The following is a 15,775-nucleotide window of genomic DNA, read 5'->3' on the forward strand; positions in this document are numbered from 1 at the left end:
TGACGACAACGGTCCGCCTGTGACGGAGCGATCGCGGCCGATGCTGCCGCCAGCGCCACAACTGCTGCCAGTAGAATCTTTTTCATGAGTATCGTCGGGTTGGAGCGTACCCGCACCAAACCGGAAATGAGTGAGCCGTTCCCGCTTCACGAGAAGTTCAGCCGCGCGTGATCCTCAGGGATCGGAAACCGCCTGTATCGCACTCTGGGTTAGCAAAAGGCCGCGCGGGTCGCCCGGCGCGGCCTCAGCATGTTGCGGCCTGCTCGTTACTTCGTCTGGAAGCGGGCGACGGACAGGAATTTGACGGCGTTGCCGGTAAAGCGATTGGCGTCGGCGACCTGATTGTCCTGCTGGAAGCCGGCCGTATAGACCTCGCTCGGCGGCGTATGCACGATGTTGTAGGCGTAACCCGGCGCGGTCGTCGCACTCGAAACGGTGGCGACGTTCTCGCCGCTGGTCAGTGCCCAGCGGGCGGCCTGCGGCGCCGCGGCAACCACCACGGCCCTGGGGCCGGGCTTCTGATCGCGGGCGGTGGCCCTGGCTTCCTTGCGGGTCGTCTTCACACCGGCGCCGATCGCGGCGGCCGGATCCGAACCGGCCGGCCGTCCGGCAACAGCCTGGCGCGGCGATGCCGCATCGATACCAGACGGATCGTTGAAGGCCGAACGCGGTTCTACGGATAGCGAGGCCAGCTGATATTCGTCGGCGGCGCCGACCTTGGCATTGGCATTGGCCTCGTCGAGCACGGCCTTGACGGCATCCGGCTTGGCCGGCTCGGGACGCGCCGTCGGCACCACGGAGAACGCATCCGTCGCGGTCTTGCCTTGGTCAGCCGTTTCGGCCAGCGCCATCAGCACATCCTTGCTGGGCGGCGGCGCGAGATCCGCCGGCAGCGTGCGTTCGGGACGCCATGTCGGCAAGGGGATGTTGTTGACGGCGACCTGCGCCGGATCGGCGGCCGCGGCCGCTGCTAGCACTGCCGGATCGGCCTTGCCGAAAGGCATGTTCGCCGGCGCCTGCGCGGTCGCCACGGCCTGTTCCGTGGTGGCCGTCGCATCCGCCGTGGCGAAGGGAACGTTTTCAGGCGTCTGTGCGCCGACATCGGCCTTCGGCCGCGGCGCGAAATCGGGCAGCGGGATTTCCTTGGCCGGCAGCGCCGCGATGATTGTCTCCGGCGTGTCCTTCTCCGGTTCCGGAGCCTGCTCGTCGGCAATCCGCGGAATATCGGCGCGCTGGGCATTCTCGGGGGCCACGATGGCGATGCCAGGCAGGTTGCCGCTCTTGGCTGTCACGGCCGGCTTCAGATTTCTAGCCTTGGGCGCAGGTGCGGCCGAAGCGGTCTCGACGTCGGCGCTGTCGTCGGCCTCGTCGCCGCCGCCGCCGAAGAAGGCAGCGAGGAACCCGCCGGATTTCTTGCCGCTGCCGCCGGCGCTGGCCACTTCGATATTCGGTGTGCCCGAACCCTTGCGCGACTTGTAGGAGGCCAGCGCCTGTTCATAGCCGGGCAGCGGCCGACCATCGCTCGGCACATGCAGCGTCTTGCCATTGGGGAACAGGCTGACCAGTTCCTGGCGGCTGATGCCGGGCCAGTGGCGCACATTGCCGACATCCATGTGGACGAATGGCGAACCGGAGGTCGGGTAATAGCCGACGCCACCGCCCTGCATCTTGAGGCCGATGTTGCGCAATTTCCTCAGCGGTACGCCGGGAATGTAGAAATCCATCGCCTTGCCAAGCATATGCTGGCTCTTTTCGGCGACACCGCGGCTGCGGCTGCGCAGCATCGAATTGGTCGACGGCGAACGGTAGCCGCAGACGACCTGGATATAATCGGTGGCGCCGCTTTCCCGATACGCCTCCCAGACCAGGTCCAGCAGACGCGGGTCCATCTTGGTCGGCTCGTTGCGACGCCAGTCGCGCAGAATGATGTTGATCTTCCTCAGGCCTTCGGGAACGTAGCGACCATTGCGCTTGTAGACGATCTCCGCCTTCTCATGCGTGTGGAGATGGTAGAGCTTCAGCGAACGAACTTCGGCCTGGGCGCCAGTAGCGGCCGCTGCAACAAGACCAAATGCGACAATCACCGCCGCCAACCATCTCGGCCAGACGCTCAAATGATAGTGCCGCCCGTTTGTGAGTCGTTCGATTCTATTCAAATCAAAAGGCCTTGCAGGCTGCCGTTTGTCCCCGGATTTCCCCAAACGGACGTGTCATTTTCACATCCGAATATCGATCCTAATGGTTAATCATCGCTTATTGAAGCCAAAATGCGGTAAGACCATGGCGATATCCCGTCAAAAATTGTCCGCAAGGTATGTTGGTAAACCGCTGGTTTACATTAAGATTCCGGCTTTGGTCGAACACGATCTGTTACCGCCGGCCTCAATGCGTGAACAATACCCCGTCGAGAGCCGCCATTATCCGGCGACGGCGCTCTGTCAGACCAGATAATGGCGGAGGAAGCTGGCCCCGGCCTTGCGGTTCAGGAAGCGAGCCTGTCTACGCGGCCGGTTTCCGGGTCGATGCCGTATTCCTTGAGCTTGCGGTAGAGCGTCGAGCGACCGATGCCGAGCCGGCGGGCGACCTCGCTCATCTGGCCATTGTAATGGTCAATGGCGAGCTTGATCATTTCAAGTTCGACATCGGCCAGGGCACGCACATTGCCACGCTCGTCGAGCGCCCGCAGCATGCCGAATCGGGACTGGACCCCGGCCGGCAGCACAGCCGCCGGAGCCATCCGGTCGGGCACAACGTCCTCGTCGCGCGGCTCCAGCGACGGCGGCGGCGCAGCGCTGCTTGCTGCCAACGTGTCGTCCCGGTCGAGATTGACGGTGCCTTCCACCTGCGCCCGGATCTGCGGGAAATCATCGGCGGTCAACACATCGCCTTCGCACAGCACCGAGGCGCGGAAGACGGCGTTTTCGAGCTGCCGGATGTTGCCGGGCCAGTCATAAGCCTGCAGCACCGCAAGTGCTGCCGCCGAAATGCCTTTCAGCCGATGGCGCGGGTCGGCCGGCGCCACCTTCTCCATGAAATGCGTGACCAGATGGGGAATGTCGTCGCGGCGGTCGCGCAGCGGCGGCACGAAGATCGGGTAGACGTTCAGCCGGTAGAACAGATCCTCGCGGAATTTGCCGTCCTTGACCTGTTGCAGGAGGTTGCGGTGCGTCGCCGAGATGAGCCGGATGTCGACCTTGACGGTCGAGCGGCCGCCGACCGGATCGACCTCGCCTTCCTGGACTGCGCGCAGCAGCTTGACCTGAACGTCGAGCGGCAGGTCGCCGATCTCGTCGAGGAACAGCGTGCCGGAATGCGCCTCGACGAATTTGCCGGTGTGCTTGTCGGTGGCGCCGGTGAACGAGCCTTTCTCATGGCCGAACAGGATGGATTCCACCAGATTGTCGGGAATGGCGCCGCAATTGACGGTGACGAAGGGTTTCGAGCGGCGGTCGCCGCTGCCCTGGATGGCACGCGCCACCAATTCCTTGCCGACGCCGGACTCGCCCTCGATCAGAATCGGGATGTGAGAGGCCGCCGCTTTCTGGCCGAGACGTATCACCCGGTCCATGGCCGGACTGTGGGTGATCATGTCCCTGAAGGTCAGCAGCCCGCCGCGTTTTCGCGACGTGCGCTTGACCTCGCCCTCTACCGCCTCGACCTTGAGCGCATTGGAGATCGAGGCCTGTAGCCTGTCGGGCGAAGCCGGCTTGACGACAAAATCGAAAGCGCCGTGGCGCATCGCCGAAACCACGGTTTCGATGCCGCCCTGCGCGGTCTGCACGATGACCGGCGTATTGATGTCGCGCTCGCGCATCGCCTTCAGCACGCCGATGCCGTCGAGACCGGGCATGACAAGGTCGAGGATCACGACCGAGACATCGCGGGCGCCAGGCCCGTCGAGAACTTCGAGGCCGGCGGTACCGCCATCCACAACGATCGCGGTATGGCCGAACCGCGTCACCGCGGCCTCGAGCAGCCGGCGCTGCACGGGATCGTCATCGACTATGAGTATGGAACCTGTCATGACTGTCTTGCTTCGCCCGCGCCCGAAAACCCCATGGATCATCTTGGCACAGGGTTCTAAATAAGGTTTCAAAAAACCCGGTGAACGAATTCCTTAGGATTTGACGGGCTTCTCTATTCCCGTTGAGTCCGGCTCCGTGATTGCGGCCACGTGATTCAACCCAGGCCACTTGATTCAAAGAAGGTATCTCGATGCGCATGATGTTTGATCGGCGGATTGCAGCGCCAGCGTCCGGTCAGGGCGCTGCCGGGCTTGGCGATCTGCCGGAATGGAACCTCGCCGACCTTTATGCCGGCATGGACGCGCCGGAACTGAAGCGTGACATTGCCAAGGCGGCCGCCGACGCCGTCGCATTCGAGGCCCGCTGGAAAGGCACGCTCGCCGCCGAGGCCGGGCGCGGCAGTACCGGCAGGCTGGGGGAGGCACTGGCCGCGTACGAGGCACTTGAGGAACTGATCGGCCGTATCGTCTCGTATGCCGGCCTCGTTTATGCCGGCAACACCGCCGATCCGCAGCGCGCCAAGCTCTATGGCGACATCCAGGAGAAGATGACCGACGCCAGCGCGCATCTGTTGTTCTTCGCGCTTGAGCTGAACCTGATCGACGATGCGGCGATCGAGGGCGCGCTGGCCGCCGATCCCGCCTTCGGGCATTACCGCCCGTGGGTGCTCGATCTCAGGATGGACAAGCCCTATCAGCTCGAGGACCGCGTCGAGCAGCTTTTCCACGAGAAATCGATAACCGGGCGCGGCGCCTGGAACCGCCTCTTCGACGAGACGATGACCGATCTTCGCTTCGATATCGACGGCGAGGAACTGACGCTGGAGCCGGCCCTCAATCGCCTGCAGGATGCCGACGGCGAGGTCCGCCGCCGCGCCTCGGAGGCGTTGGCCACGACCTTCCGCAAGAACCTGCGCACCTTCACGCTGATCACCAACACGCTTGCCAAGGACAAGGAAATTTCGGACCGCTGGCGCGGCTTTGAGGACATTGCCGATTCACGCCACCTCGCCAACCGCGTCGAACGCGGCGTGGTCGATGCGCTCGCCACCGCCGTGCGCGAGGCCTATCCGCGCCTGTCGCACCGCTATTATGCGATGAAGGCGCGCTGGCTCGGCATGGAAGTGATGAACCACTGGGACCGCAACGCGCCCTTGCCGGAGACGCCGCAAGGGGTGATCGGCTGGGATGAGGCCAGGAACACGGTTCTGTCGGCCTATCACCGCTTCTCGCCCGAGATGGCCGAGATCGCGCGCACCTTCTTCGACCGCAACTGGATCGACGCGCCGGTGCGTCCGGGCAAGTCGCCGGGCGCCTTCGCACATCCGACCGTACCCTCGGCTCACCCCTATGTGCTGCTCAACTACATGGGCAAGCCGCGCGACGTGATGACGTTGGCGCATGAACTAGGACACGGCGTGCATCAGGTGCTGGCCGCCGGCCAGGGCGCGCTGATGGCCTCGACGCCGCTGACGCTGGCGGAGACGGCATCCGTCTTCGGCGAGATGCTGACCTTCCGCTCGCTGCTCGAGCAGACCACCGACCGGCGCGAGCGCAAAGCCATGCTCGCCCAGAAGGTCGAGGACATGATCAACACGGTGGTGCGCCAGGTCGCCTTCTATGAATTCGAGCGCAAGGTGCATGCCGAGCGTCGCAACGGCGAATTGACATCAGACAGGCTGGGCGAGTTCTGGCTGGAGGTACAGGCCGAAAGCCTGGGGCCCGCGATCAAGTTGCGCGAGGGCTACGAGGTGTTCTGGACCTACATTCCGCACTTCATCCACTCGCCCTTCTACGTCTATGCCTATGCGTTCGGCGACTGCCTGGTGAACTCGCTCTACGCCGTCTACCAGAATGCCGAACGCGGCTTTCAGGACAAATATTTCGAGATGCTGCGTGCCGGCGGCACCAAGCATCATTCGCAGCTTCTGGCACCCTTCGGCCTCGACGCCACCGATCCGGCCTTCTGGCAGATCGGGCTCGGCGTGATCGGCGGCCTGATCGACGAGCTGGAAACGCTCGACGACTGAGACGCCTCTCGCCAGCAAGAACAGTTAGCCGGAATGCAGGTTTGGGCCGCGCTATTCTTGCCCTAAATATTTGTTCTTGAAGAACTCTACATCGACATTTTCCCATAGCTTTCCGCAAGCTCTATGATAGCTTTCCCTTTAAGCTAAGCCGGAGCGAATGCGGATCGGCGAGGGAATCTCAGCCGGCCGTGGCGCTCAGGCGAACGCGACAACGGCCGTTGGCCATGGGCAGGCAAAGCCAATCGCCGACAGCTTGACCGAAGCCGGCTGTTCCGCGAACCGCGGAACCATCATCGAGTAGTCCTGCGCCGAAGGCCATGACCCACGGCAGACGGATCTGACTGGAGAGAGACAATGGGCACTTTTTTCTACGTGGTCCTGGCGTTGTTGGTAGGCGTGTTGGTCGGCTGGTTCATCTGGGGACGCCTGCGCGGTGAGCTCGACAGTCTTCGCGGCGACCTCGATCGCACCCGCAGCGAGCGCGACAAGTTGCGCGCCGACAGCGACCGCCTGACCGGCGAACTCGGTGCATGCGGCAAGACCCGCTCCGACCTCGAGCGTCAGCTGCGCGAGGCGCAGGCCTCGTCGGGCGCCGGCGGAGCAAAGGCGTCAAGTCAGCCACCGGCGGCCTTGATGTCGACGCCGGCCGCGGCCAAATCCGCTCCGGCGGCGGCCAAGGCTGCTCCTGCCAAACCAGTTGCAAAGGCCGCGCCGGCGAAAGCCGCCGCCGCCAAACCCGCCCCGAGCAAACCCGCGGCCGCCACTGCTTCGGCGGCCAAGAGTTCGGCAGCCGCCAAGAAGGCCGCACCGCCGGCGGCCAAGCCGGCGTCGGGCAACCCTGATAATCTGCGCCGGCTGATCGGCATCGGCCCAGTCAACGAAAAGCTGCTCAAGGCGCAAGGCGTCACCACATACGCCCAGATCGCCGGCTGGACATCAGCCGACATCAAGCGGATCGAGGACGTGATGAACTTCGACGGCCGCATCGCGCGCGAACGCTGGATCGAGCAGGCCAAGCTGCTCGCCGCTGGCAACGAGGCCGAATTCGCCAAGCAGTTTCCGACGGCCGGAACCGCCAGCAATACCTGAACGACGGATACAGAGGCCTTGTGACCGGCGGCGCCAAGGGCGCCGCCGCTTTCTTTTGCCGGCAAGGTTCGATCCGGCAAAGGTCGGCTTTGAGGGACAGGGTGCCGTTCCCTCGATTGCGCGCGCCCGGCCCCCCATATAGAGCGATCGTCGGCTCCATCGATCCCGGTTCCCATGTCCCTGCCCGCCGCAATTTTCCGCAACGACGAAAGCGCGCGCCAGCTCGTTTTCGAGCGGCCCGCCGATGTCATCGTCGCGCATGAGGCCAAGGACTTCCCGGCGGCGCTGCAAGCGGCGCAGGCTGCGCACGATGCCGGCAAATGGCTGGCCGGCTATTTCTCCTACGAGGCCGGTTACCTGCTGGAACCGAAACTCGTTCCCTTGCTGCCGGGCCGGCGCCGGGCCCCGCTGGTCTGCCTCGGGGTCTTCGATGCTCCTGAGGAAGAAGCGGTGCCGCCGCCAAGCACGCCGACCAACGGCCCGATCTTCGACGCAAGGGCGACGTGGTCGTTCGAGGACTACGAGAAGCGGTTCTCGCGGTTGCATCGGCACATCAGGCAAGGCGATTGCTATCAGGGCAACCTGACCTTTCCGGTGCACGCGCAATGGTCCGGCGATCCGCTCGCCGCCTTCGACGCCCTGACCGAGCGTCAGCCGGTGAAATATGGCGCCCTGATCGCGCTGGGCGATCCGATCGTCCTGTCGCGCTCGCCCGAACTGTTCTTCGAGATCGATGCGGCGGGGATGATCGAGACGCATCCGATGAAGGGTACCGCACCGCGCGGCGCAACCAGGGACCAGGACGAGCGGCAGAAGAATTTCCTGCGCAATGACGAGAAGAACCAGGCCGAGAACCGGATGATCGTCGACCTCCTGCGCAACGACATATCGCTGATCAGCGAGGTCGGCACGCTGGAGGTGCCGGAACTGTTCCGCATCGAGACCTACCCGACCGTGCACCAGATGGTGAGCGACGTCAGGGCCAAGCTGCTGCCCGGGCTCTCGATACGACAGGTGTTCGCGGCGCTGTTTCCCTGCGGCTCGATCACCGGCGCGCCGAAGATCCGCGCCATGGAGATCCTGCACGATCTGGAGGCCACGTCGCGCGATGTCTATTGCGGCGCCATTGGCTGGATCGCACCCGGCGGCACGATGCGCTTTTCCGTGGCGATCCGCACCATCTCGCTCTTTGCCAGCGGCGAGGCCGTCTACAATGTCGGCGGCGGCATCGTCTTCGATTCGGTCGCGGAAGAGGAGTACCAGGAATGTCTGCTCAAAGCCCGCTTCGCGACGGGGACACCGCCGATTTCGAGCTGATCGAGACCATCCGCTGGGAGCCCGCATCGGGCTTCCTGCGCCTCGATCGCCATCTTGCACGCCTTTATGGCTCGGCGGCGGAACTGGGCTTCAGCTATGATCCGCAAAGGGTTGGCGAGGTCCTGAGCAACGCGGTCGATCGATCGCCCGTCGCCATGCGCACGCGGCTCGCCCTGTCGCGCAATGGCCAGGCCAACGCCTCGGCGCAGCCCTATGAACCGCTTGCCGCCGACAAGATATGGGCGCTGCGGCTGGCGCGGACGAGGCTCGATTCGAGCAACATTCTGCTGCGCCACAAGACCAGCCGGCGGCAGCTCTACACCCATGCCCGCTCCGAATACCTCGTCACCCAGGCCGATGAGGTGCTGCTGGCCAATGAGCGCGGCGAGATCTGCGAAGGCACGATCACCAATGTCTTCGCCGATTTCGGCGACGGCGTGCTGGCAACACCCCGGCTCGACTGCGGCCTGCTGCCTGGCGTACTGCGCGGCGCGCTTCTGGATGAAGGCCGCGCCAGTGAAGCAATCTACAGCTTGAATGACCTGAAATCCGCCAAGGCGCTGTTCGTCGGCAATTCGCTGCGCGGGCTGATCCCGGCAACACTGATCTGAGGCATGACGTCCCTACCCGCCCACACGCCGTATGACGGCTCGTCGAAACTCTTCACCATCGGGCTGAAGCCGCTCGACCCCGCGGACTGGATCGAGGTAGACGGCCATTTGCTGCCCTACCTCGCCGAAAAGCGCCGGCTCTATGCCGAAATCCCTGAACGAGTCTTTGTCGAGCAGGAGGGTACGCGCGACGCCCAGCAGGAAGTGCTCGAATTGCTCGGCGCTTACCTGCCGGAAAGATTTCCCGACACCCACCGGCGCAGCGATGCAGGCGTTGCGGTCGTGGGTGCGACGAGCCGTCCCACGATCCCCTCCAGCCTCGCCGGCGCCCCCCTCGTCGCGGCCTCGCTGCTGGTCCAGGAAGACCTGATCCTCATGCGGCGAGGCGAAGACGGCTGGCGGCTCGTCGCGGGTTCGCTGTGCTTTCCTTCGTCCTGGTCGCTTGTCGAAAAATTCGGCAAGCCGCTGCAGCAGATCCACGAGCCGGTGCCGGGCTTCGGCCCAGGCACAAGGCCGGCCGATGTGATCAACCGGATGTTCGATGGCCTGCAGGGCCAGGCTGTCGAACGTTACAATTGGTCGATCCAATCAGGCGATGCACTCTACCATCCGCTGTCCAATATCGAGCGCATCGACCGGGCCACCAGCCGGCCGACGCGTTTCCTCGACGGTGACGTGAAGACGCACGCCTTCATCCGGGTCGAGCGTCAGACGCTGCGCAAACTGCCCGCCTCACGCGATATCCTGTTCACCATCCGCATCCATCTTGACCCGCTCGCCGTGCTGGCGCGGCACCCGGACCGGGCAACGCTGGCAGCGTCCTTTGCCGCGCAGCTCGAAGCGCTCGATGTCGCCCAGCTCGACTACAAGGGCCTGACATCGGATCGCGATCGGCTGATCGCTGTCCTTAACCACATGGCCAAGCACGCGTAGTCGCTGGTTGGCGCTTTTCGCTGGTTTGTGACAATGATCTGTGATGTAGCGCATGGCCGTTGGGCGAAAATGCCCGGCTTTTACACGCAGTTGTCCAGCTTTTGCACGCGGTTGCCCAGCTTTTGGACGGAGTTGAAGGAGTGCCCGATAAAATGGCGAATGAAAACTGGCCCGTTTACGGTGAGATCACCGGCCCCGTGGTGATGATCGGCTTCGGCTCGATCGGACGCGGAACGCTGCCGCTCATCGAGCGCCATTTCAAGTTCGACAAGTCGCGCATGACAGTCCTCGACCCCCGCGATACCGATCGCAAGCTGCTCGACGAGCGTGGCATCGCCTTCGTCCGGGAAGCGGTGACCGAGAAGAACTACAAGAAGCTTTTGACCCCGCTTCTGACCAATGGCGGCGGCCAGGGCTTTTGCGTCAACCTGTCGGTCGATACCGGCTCGGTGGACCTGATGCGGCTCTGCCGCAAGCTCGGAGTGCTCTATATCGACACCGTCGTCGAGCCTTGGCTTGGCTTCTATTTCGACGCCAAGGCCGATAATGCCAGCCGCACCAACTATGCGTTGCGCGAGGCGCTGATCAAGGAAAAGCACGACAAGCCGGGTGGCGCCACCGCGATATCGACCTGCGGCGCCAATCCCGGCATGGTGTCGTGGTTCGTCAAGCAGGCGCTGGTCAACCTCGCTACCGATCTTGGCATGGAATTCTCCGAGCCCACGCAGGACGACCGCGAGGGCTGGGCCAAGCTGATGAAGAAGGCCGGCGTCAAGGGCATCCACATCGCCGAGCGCGACACCCAGCGCACCAAGAAGCCCAAGCCGATGGATGTGTTCTGGAACACCTGGTCGGTCGAGGGCTTCATCTCCGAGGGGTTGCAGCCAGCCGAGCTCGGCTGGGGCACGCATGAGACCTGGATGCCCAAGAACGGCAAGAAGCACAAGCATGGCTCCAAGGCCGCGATCTACCTGGAGCAGCCCGGCGCCAACACCCGCGTGCGCTCCTGGTGCCCGACGCCGGGACCGCAATATGGCCTGCTGGTGACGCACAACGAGGCGATCTCGATCGCCGATTTCTTCACCGTGCGCTCCAAGAAGGGCAAGGTTCAATACCGCCCGACCTGCCACTACGCCTACCACCCCTGCAACGATGCGATGCTGTCGCTGGACGAGATGTTCGGTGCGGCCGGCAAGCCGCAACCGGTGCACCACGTGCTCGACGAGAACGAACTGGTCGACGGTGTCGACGAACTCGGCGTCCTGCTCTACGGCCATGACAAGAATGCCTACTGGTACGGTTCGCAGCTGTCACTCGCCGAAGCGCGCAAGCTGGCCCCCTACCAGAACGCCACCGGCATGCAGGTCACCTCGGCTGTCCTGGCCGGCATGGTCTGGGCACTGGAAAATCCCGCCGCCGGCATCGTCGAGGCCGACGAGATGGATTACAAACGCTGCCTGGACGTGCAGTCGCCCTATCTCGGACCGGTCAAGGGCTATTATACCGACTGGACGCCGCTCGACAGACGCCCGGGCCTCTTCCCGGAGGACCTCGACCGAAGCGACCCGTGGCAATTCCGCAACATCCTCGTCCGATAGCAGCACCCGGACCATGCGCCATTGCCTTGCAATCGCCCGGAAATCGGGCGATTGAAGGGAGGCGGCCTGGGGTGGCGATGTGCGTCCGTTGAACGCTTAAGGCATACCCCGGCACTTTGGACGTTCGCGTCAATTCCCAGAAATCGCCCGATTTGTGGGACGGCGCGTTTGGAGAGGATTTCATATGACGATTGCGCGCAAAGTTCTTTCGACGGGCCTGGCGGGCGCCCTTGCCTCGATGCTTGCTGCCTGTGCCACCAGCGGCCCAGATACGCCGCCCATGGCCGCCGCCCCGAAAGGGGTCGAAGGTTCCTGGATCGATGCCAAGGGCACCGGCCTGTCGACCTTCACCGGCGGCACCTTCACGACCGTCGCCACCGACACGGGACAGAAGCTTGCCGATGGCAGCTATACGATGACCGGCGCCACTTCGGTGCAGATCAACGGCACCTCACTGATCCGCCAAACCCCGGTAAGCTTCAATTGCCTGATGGTGTCGACCAGCCAGCTCAACTGCACCAGCTCCGCCGGCCAGAATTTCGTGCTGACGCGGCGCACCTGAACTCGGCGAACATTCCAGTCACAAAGGACGGCGGCCCCTCGGTCGCCGTTCTTTTTTGTGCCGGCAATAGCCCGGGTTTCGCGCCTGGAGATACCGCCGCATTTCCGCTTGCGTCGGCCCGAACGCGATGGGAACATGATCGAAACGCTGGCTCTAATACCAGTCGAGCAAGGGCGCCAGACGCCTCTGATCAGCCTACCGGGAGACGAAGATGAAGAAGCTTGCCGCCATTGCCGCCCTTTCCGCGTCGACGCTTGGCCTGTCGGCCGGCGCATCCTTTGCCGACTACACACTGAACGTCCTGCACATCAATGACTGGCACAGCCGCATCGAAGGCAACAACAAATACGAATCGACCTGCTCGGCCGAGGAGGAGACCAAGGGCGAATGCATCGGCGGCGCCGGCCGGCTGATCACCGCCATTGCCCAGGAACGCAAGAAGCTGGAGGGCCAGAACGTGTTGCTGCTCAGCGCCGGCGACAATTTCCAGGGTTCGCTGTTCTACACGACATACAAGGGCAAGGTCGAAGGCGAGTTCCTCAATGACATGAAGTTCGACGCCATGGCACTCGGCAACCATGAATTCGACGACGGCGAGGCGGCGCTGGCGCCGTTTCTCGACATGATCAAGTTCCCGGTGCTCGGCGCCAACGTCAAGGCCAACGCGCAGTCCAAGCTCGGCGACCGCGTCAAGCCGTCGATCGTCGTCGAGGTCGGTGGACAGAAGATCGGCATCATCGGCGCCGTCACCAACGACACGCCCGAACTCGCCTCCCCTGGTCCCAACATCCAAATCGAGGACGACGTCAAGTCGATCACTGCCGAGGTCGAGAAACTCAAGGGAGAAGGCGTCAACAAGATCATCGCCGTGACCCATATCGGGTACAACAGGGAGCGCGACGTCATTGCCAAGATCCCTGGCATCGACATCGTGGTCGGCGGCCACAGCCACACGCTTCTGTCCAATACCGATCCGAAGGCGGCTGGCCCCTACCCGACCATGGTCGACAACCCCGGCGGCTACAAGGTGCCGGTGGTGCAGGCGGCGTCCTATTCGAAATATCTCGGCGAGTTCAAGGTGGTGTTCGACGACAATGGGGTCGTCAAATCGGCAAGCGGCGACCCGATCTATCTCGACAAATCGATCACGCCGGACCCAGCCGCGCTCGCCCGCATCAAGGAGCTTGGCGCGCCGATCGAGGCCTTGAAGAACAAGGAAGTGGCCGCGACCACCGACGTCATCGACGGCAGCCGCGAAAGCTGCCGCGCCAAGGAATGTGCGATGGGCAACCTCGTCTCCGACGCCATCCTCGACCGGGTCAAGGGACAGGGCGTCGAGGTCGTCATTTCCAACGGTGGCGGCCTGCGCGCCTCCATCGACAAGGGCACCGTCACCATGGGCGAGGTGCTGACCGTGCTGCCGTTCCAGAACACGCTGGCGACCTTCCAGATTTCTGGCAAGGACCTGGTCGCCGGCCTCGAAGGCGGCCTCAGCCAGATCGAGGACGGCGCCGGCCGCTTCCCGCAGGTGGCGGGCCTCAAATACTCCTTCGACAGATCGGTCGCGCCCAATGCCGGCCGCGTCAAGTCGGTGGAGGTGATGGAGAACGGCGTCTGGACGCCGATCAATCCGACCAAGGATTATCTGGTCGCCACCAACAACTATGTCCGCCAGGGCGGCGACGGCTACAAGGTCTTCGCCGAAAAGGCCAAGAACGCCTATGATTACGGCCCTGGCCTCGAACAGGTCGTGGCCGACTATCTCGGCGCGCACCGGCCCTATACGCCGAAGCTCGATGGCCGCATCACCGAGATCGCCGCGACGACAGCGGCAGCTCCCCCCGCCGAACCAACCAAGCCTGCCGAACCAGCAAAGCCCGCGCAGACCGCAGCGCCGGCGCCGGCCCCGGCTGCTAAACCGGCTGCACCGGCCATGCCGGAATTGCCTGCCAACTCAGGCGATATCGCCAACACGCCGCCGGCCATATCGACGGAAAACGCGCCTGCACCACCGGCTCCGCCGGCACCTGACGAACCGGCGAAGCCTGCCAAGACCGCTCCCGCGCCGGCCACTCCTGCCCCGGCGACGCCCGCGCCCGCCGAGCCGGCAAAGCCCGCTGAAGCCGCGCCAGCTACCGGCGGCCATGTCGTCGTGACTGGCGATACGTACTGGGCTCTGGCGAAGAAGGCCTATGGCGATGCGACCAAGTGGAAGCTCATTTATGAGGCGAACAAGGGGCAAAAACCGCATCGGCTTATGCCGGGCGCGACACTGAACATCCCGGCGAAGTAATTTCGCCCAGTTCCGCCACATCGCCCGCCCGGGGGAACCGGACGGGTTTATAATTCTATGGCCTAATGCATGTCGCCCGGAAGTGTCCTCCGGGACCACGATATGCACAAATCAGAAGCTTACGGCAGGCCGGGCGAATCCTATCCGCCGCGACATGCTGCAAGGTGCGGCCAGACGCGGCATTGAAAGCTCCTGCAGGATGGTTAGGTTCACGTCTCGGAGACCCATATGCCGCTTTCCACTATTGTCGATCCCAAAGCCGCGAAAGCCCCTGGTCCACGGCCGGTCGGGCATCCGCCAGTCACGACCGGCAAGGTAGGGGTCATGCTGGTCAATCTTGGAACACCAGACGGCACCGAGTTCAGGCCGATGTGGCGTTATCTCAGGGAGTTCCTGTCCGATCCACGCGTTATCGAGCTCAACAAGGCGATCTGGTATCCGATCCTCTATGGGCTGGTGCTGACCACGCGACCGAAGAAGTCGGGCGCCAACTACGCCAGGATCTGGAATCGGGAGAAGAACGAGTCGCCTTTGCGAACCTATACCCGCGCACAAGGCGAAAAACTGGCCGAGGCACTACGCGATCTGCCCAACGTGGTCGTCGACTGGGCGATGCGCTACGGCAACCCTTCGACGTCGAGCGTCGCCGAAAGGCTGGTCGCGCAAGGCTGCGACCGCATCCTTTCGTTCCCGCTCTATCCGCAATATTCGGCGACGACGACCGCCACCGCAAACGACCAGCTGTTTCGCGCCTTGATGAAGATGCGGGCAGCACCTGCCGTCCGCGGCGTGCCGCCCTATTATGATGAACCTGTCTACATCGAGGCGCTGGCCAATTCGATCGAACGGCACCTGGCGACCCTGGATTTCCAGCCGGAGGTGATCATCGCCTCCTATCACGGCATTCCAAAACCCTATTTCGAGAAGGGCGATCCCTATCATTGCCATTGCCTGAAGACGACGCGGCTGCTGCGCGACAGGCTCGGCTGGGACGATAGAAAACTGATCACCACCTTCCAATCACGCTTCGGGGCGCAAGAATGGCTGCAGCCCTACACCGATAAGACCGTGGAGAAACTGGCCAAGGACGGCGCCAAGTCGATCGCCATCGTCAATCCGGGGTTTTCCGTCGACTGCATCGAGACGCTGGATGAGATTGGCCGCGAAGCGGCCGAGACCTTCCACCACGCCGGCGGCAAGAACTTCGCCCACATACCATGCCTCAACGACAGCCCGGAAGGCATGGCGGTGATCGAAGCGATGGTACGGCGCGAACTGTCTGGCTGGGTCTGACACCGGAACAACACCAGCTCCGGAG

The 15,775-nt window shown here is 63.6% G+C and carries 11 protein-coding genes; 9 read left to right on the forward strand and 2 right to left on the reverse strand.

Annotated features, from left to right (window positions below):
* Nucleotides 1-266: 266 nt before the first annotated feature.
* On the reverse strand, nt 267-2,114 hold the full coding sequence (locus AC3CB8_RS28365) for a peptidoglycan L,D-endopeptidase MepK (protein ID WP_435053024.1): 1,848 nt from the start codon (nt 2,112-2,114) through the stop codon (nt 267-269).
* Nucleotides 2,115-2,482: 368 nt separating this feature from the next.
* On the reverse strand, nt 2,483-4,024 hold the full coding sequence (locus AC3CB8_RS28370; protein WP_023781288.1) for a sigma-54-dependent transcriptional regulator: 1,542 nt from the start codon (nt 4,022-4,024) through the stop codon (nt 2,483-2,485).
* A 191-nt stretch (nt 4,025-4,215) separates the two neighbouring features.
* On the opposite strand from AC3CB8_RS28370, the gene AC3CB8_RS28375 reads away from it, so the two are divergent.
* The 9 genes from AC3CB8_RS28375 to hemH all read left to right on the forward strand — a co-directional run bounded on the left by AC3CB8_RS28375 (nt 4,216) and on the right by hemH (nt 15,750).
* Nucleotides 4,216-6,054: a M3 family oligoendopeptidase gene (locus AC3CB8_RS28375; protein ID WP_023793892.1), complete on the forward strand. Its 1,839-nt coding sequence runs from the start codon at nt 4,216-4,218 to the stop codon at nt 6,052-6,054.
* A gap of 354 nt (nt 6,055-6,408) precedes the next feature.
* A complete protein-coding gene (locus tag AC3CB8_RS28380) occupies nt 6,409-7,143 on the forward strand; it encodes an NADH dehydrogenase (RefSeq protein ID WP_023781286.1) in 735 nt (244 codons plus the stop codon).
* 162 nt (nt 7,144-7,305) lie between these two features.
* Nucleotides 7,306-8,460: an aminodeoxychorismate synthase component I gene (locus AC3CB8_RS28385; protein WP_435053025.1), complete on the forward strand. Its 1,155-nt coding sequence runs from the start codon at nt 7,306-7,308 to the stop codon at nt 8,458-8,460.
* On the forward strand, nt 8,409-9,071 hold the full coding sequence (locus AC3CB8_RS28390) for an aminotransferase class IV family protein (RefSeq protein ID WP_352563716.1): 663 nt from the start codon (nt 8,409-8,411) through the stop codon (nt 9,069-9,071). The genes AC3CB8_RS28385 and AC3CB8_RS28390 overlap by 52 nt, the downstream gene beginning before the upstream one ends.
* A gap of 3 nt (nt 9,072-9,074) precedes the next feature.
* Entirely contained in the window at nt 9,075-10,004 is a 930-nt protein-coding gene (locus tag AC3CB8_RS28395; protein ID WP_352563715.1) for a heme-dependent oxidative N-demethylase family protein, read from the forward strand.
* A gap of 152 nt (nt 10,005-10,156) precedes the next feature.
* Nucleotides 10,157-11,602, forward strand: coding sequence for a homospermidine synthase (locus tag AC3CB8_RS28400; RefSeq protein WP_352563714.1), 1,446 nt, complete (start codon nt 10,157-10,159; stop codon nt 11,600-11,602).
* 184 nt (nt 11,603-11,786) lie between these two features.
* Nucleotides 11,787-12,164, forward strand: coding sequence for an outer membrane lipoprotein Omp10 (gene omp10, locus AC3CB8_RS28405; RefSeq protein ID WP_023770500.1), 378 nt, complete (start codon nt 11,787-11,789; stop codon nt 12,162-12,164).
* Nucleotides 12,165-12,375: 211 nt separating this feature from the next.
* Nucleotides 12,376-14,457, forward strand: a complete 2,082-nt coding sequence (locus tag AC3CB8_RS28410) for a 5'-nucleotidase C-terminal domain-containing protein (RefSeq protein ID WP_352563713.1) — start codon at nt 12,376-12,378, stop codon at nt 14,455-14,457.
* A gap of 228 nt (nt 14,458-14,685) precedes the next feature.
* Nucleotides 14,686-15,750, forward strand: a complete 1,065-nt coding sequence (gene hemH / locus AC3CB8_RS28415) for a ferrochelatase (protein ID WP_023793884.1) — start codon at nt 14,686-14,688, stop codon at nt 15,748-15,750.
* Nucleotides 15,751-15,775: the final 25 nt, after the last annotated feature.

This window comes from Mesorhizobium sp. P160927 (assembly GCF_057766385.1).

Bases quoted from the DNA above. Each gene is read 5' to 3' on its own strand.
- AC3CB8_RS28370 (WP_023781288.1), bottom strand. From the start codon at position 4,024: ATGACAGGTTCCATACTCATAGTCGATGACGATCCCGTGCAGCGCCGG.
- AC3CB8_RS28375 (WP_023793892.1), top strand. From the start codon at position 4,216: ATGCGCATGATGTTTGATCGGCGGATTGCAGCGCCAGCGTCCGGTCAG.
- AC3CB8_RS28380 (WP_023781286.1), top strand. From the start codon at position 6,409: ATGGGCACTTTTTTCTACGTGGTCCTGGCGTTGTTGGTAGGCGTGTTG.
- AC3CB8_RS28390 (WP_352563716.1), top strand. From the start codon at position 8,409: ATGTCTGCTCAAAGCCCGCTTCGCGACGGGGACACCGCCGATTTCGAG.
- AC3CB8_RS28395 (WP_352563715.1), top strand. From the start codon at position 9,075: ATGACGTCCCTACCCGCCCACACGCCGTATGACGGCTCGTCGAAACTC.
- AC3CB8_RS28400 (WP_352563714.1), top strand. From the start codon at position 10,157: ATGGCGAATGAAAACTGGCCCGTTTACGGTGAGATCACCGGCCCCGTG.
- omp10 (WP_023770500.1), top strand. From the start codon at position 11,787: ATGACGATTGCGCGCAAAGTTCTTTCGACGGGCCTGGCGGGCGCCCTT.
- AC3CB8_RS28410 (WP_352563713.1), top strand. From the start codon at position 12,376: ATGAAGAAGCTTGCCGCCATTGCCGCCCTTTCCGCGTCGACGCTTGGC.
- hemH (WP_023793884.1), top strand. From the start codon at position 14,686: ATGCCGCTTTCCACTATTGTCGATCCCAAAGCCGCGAAAGCCCCTGGT.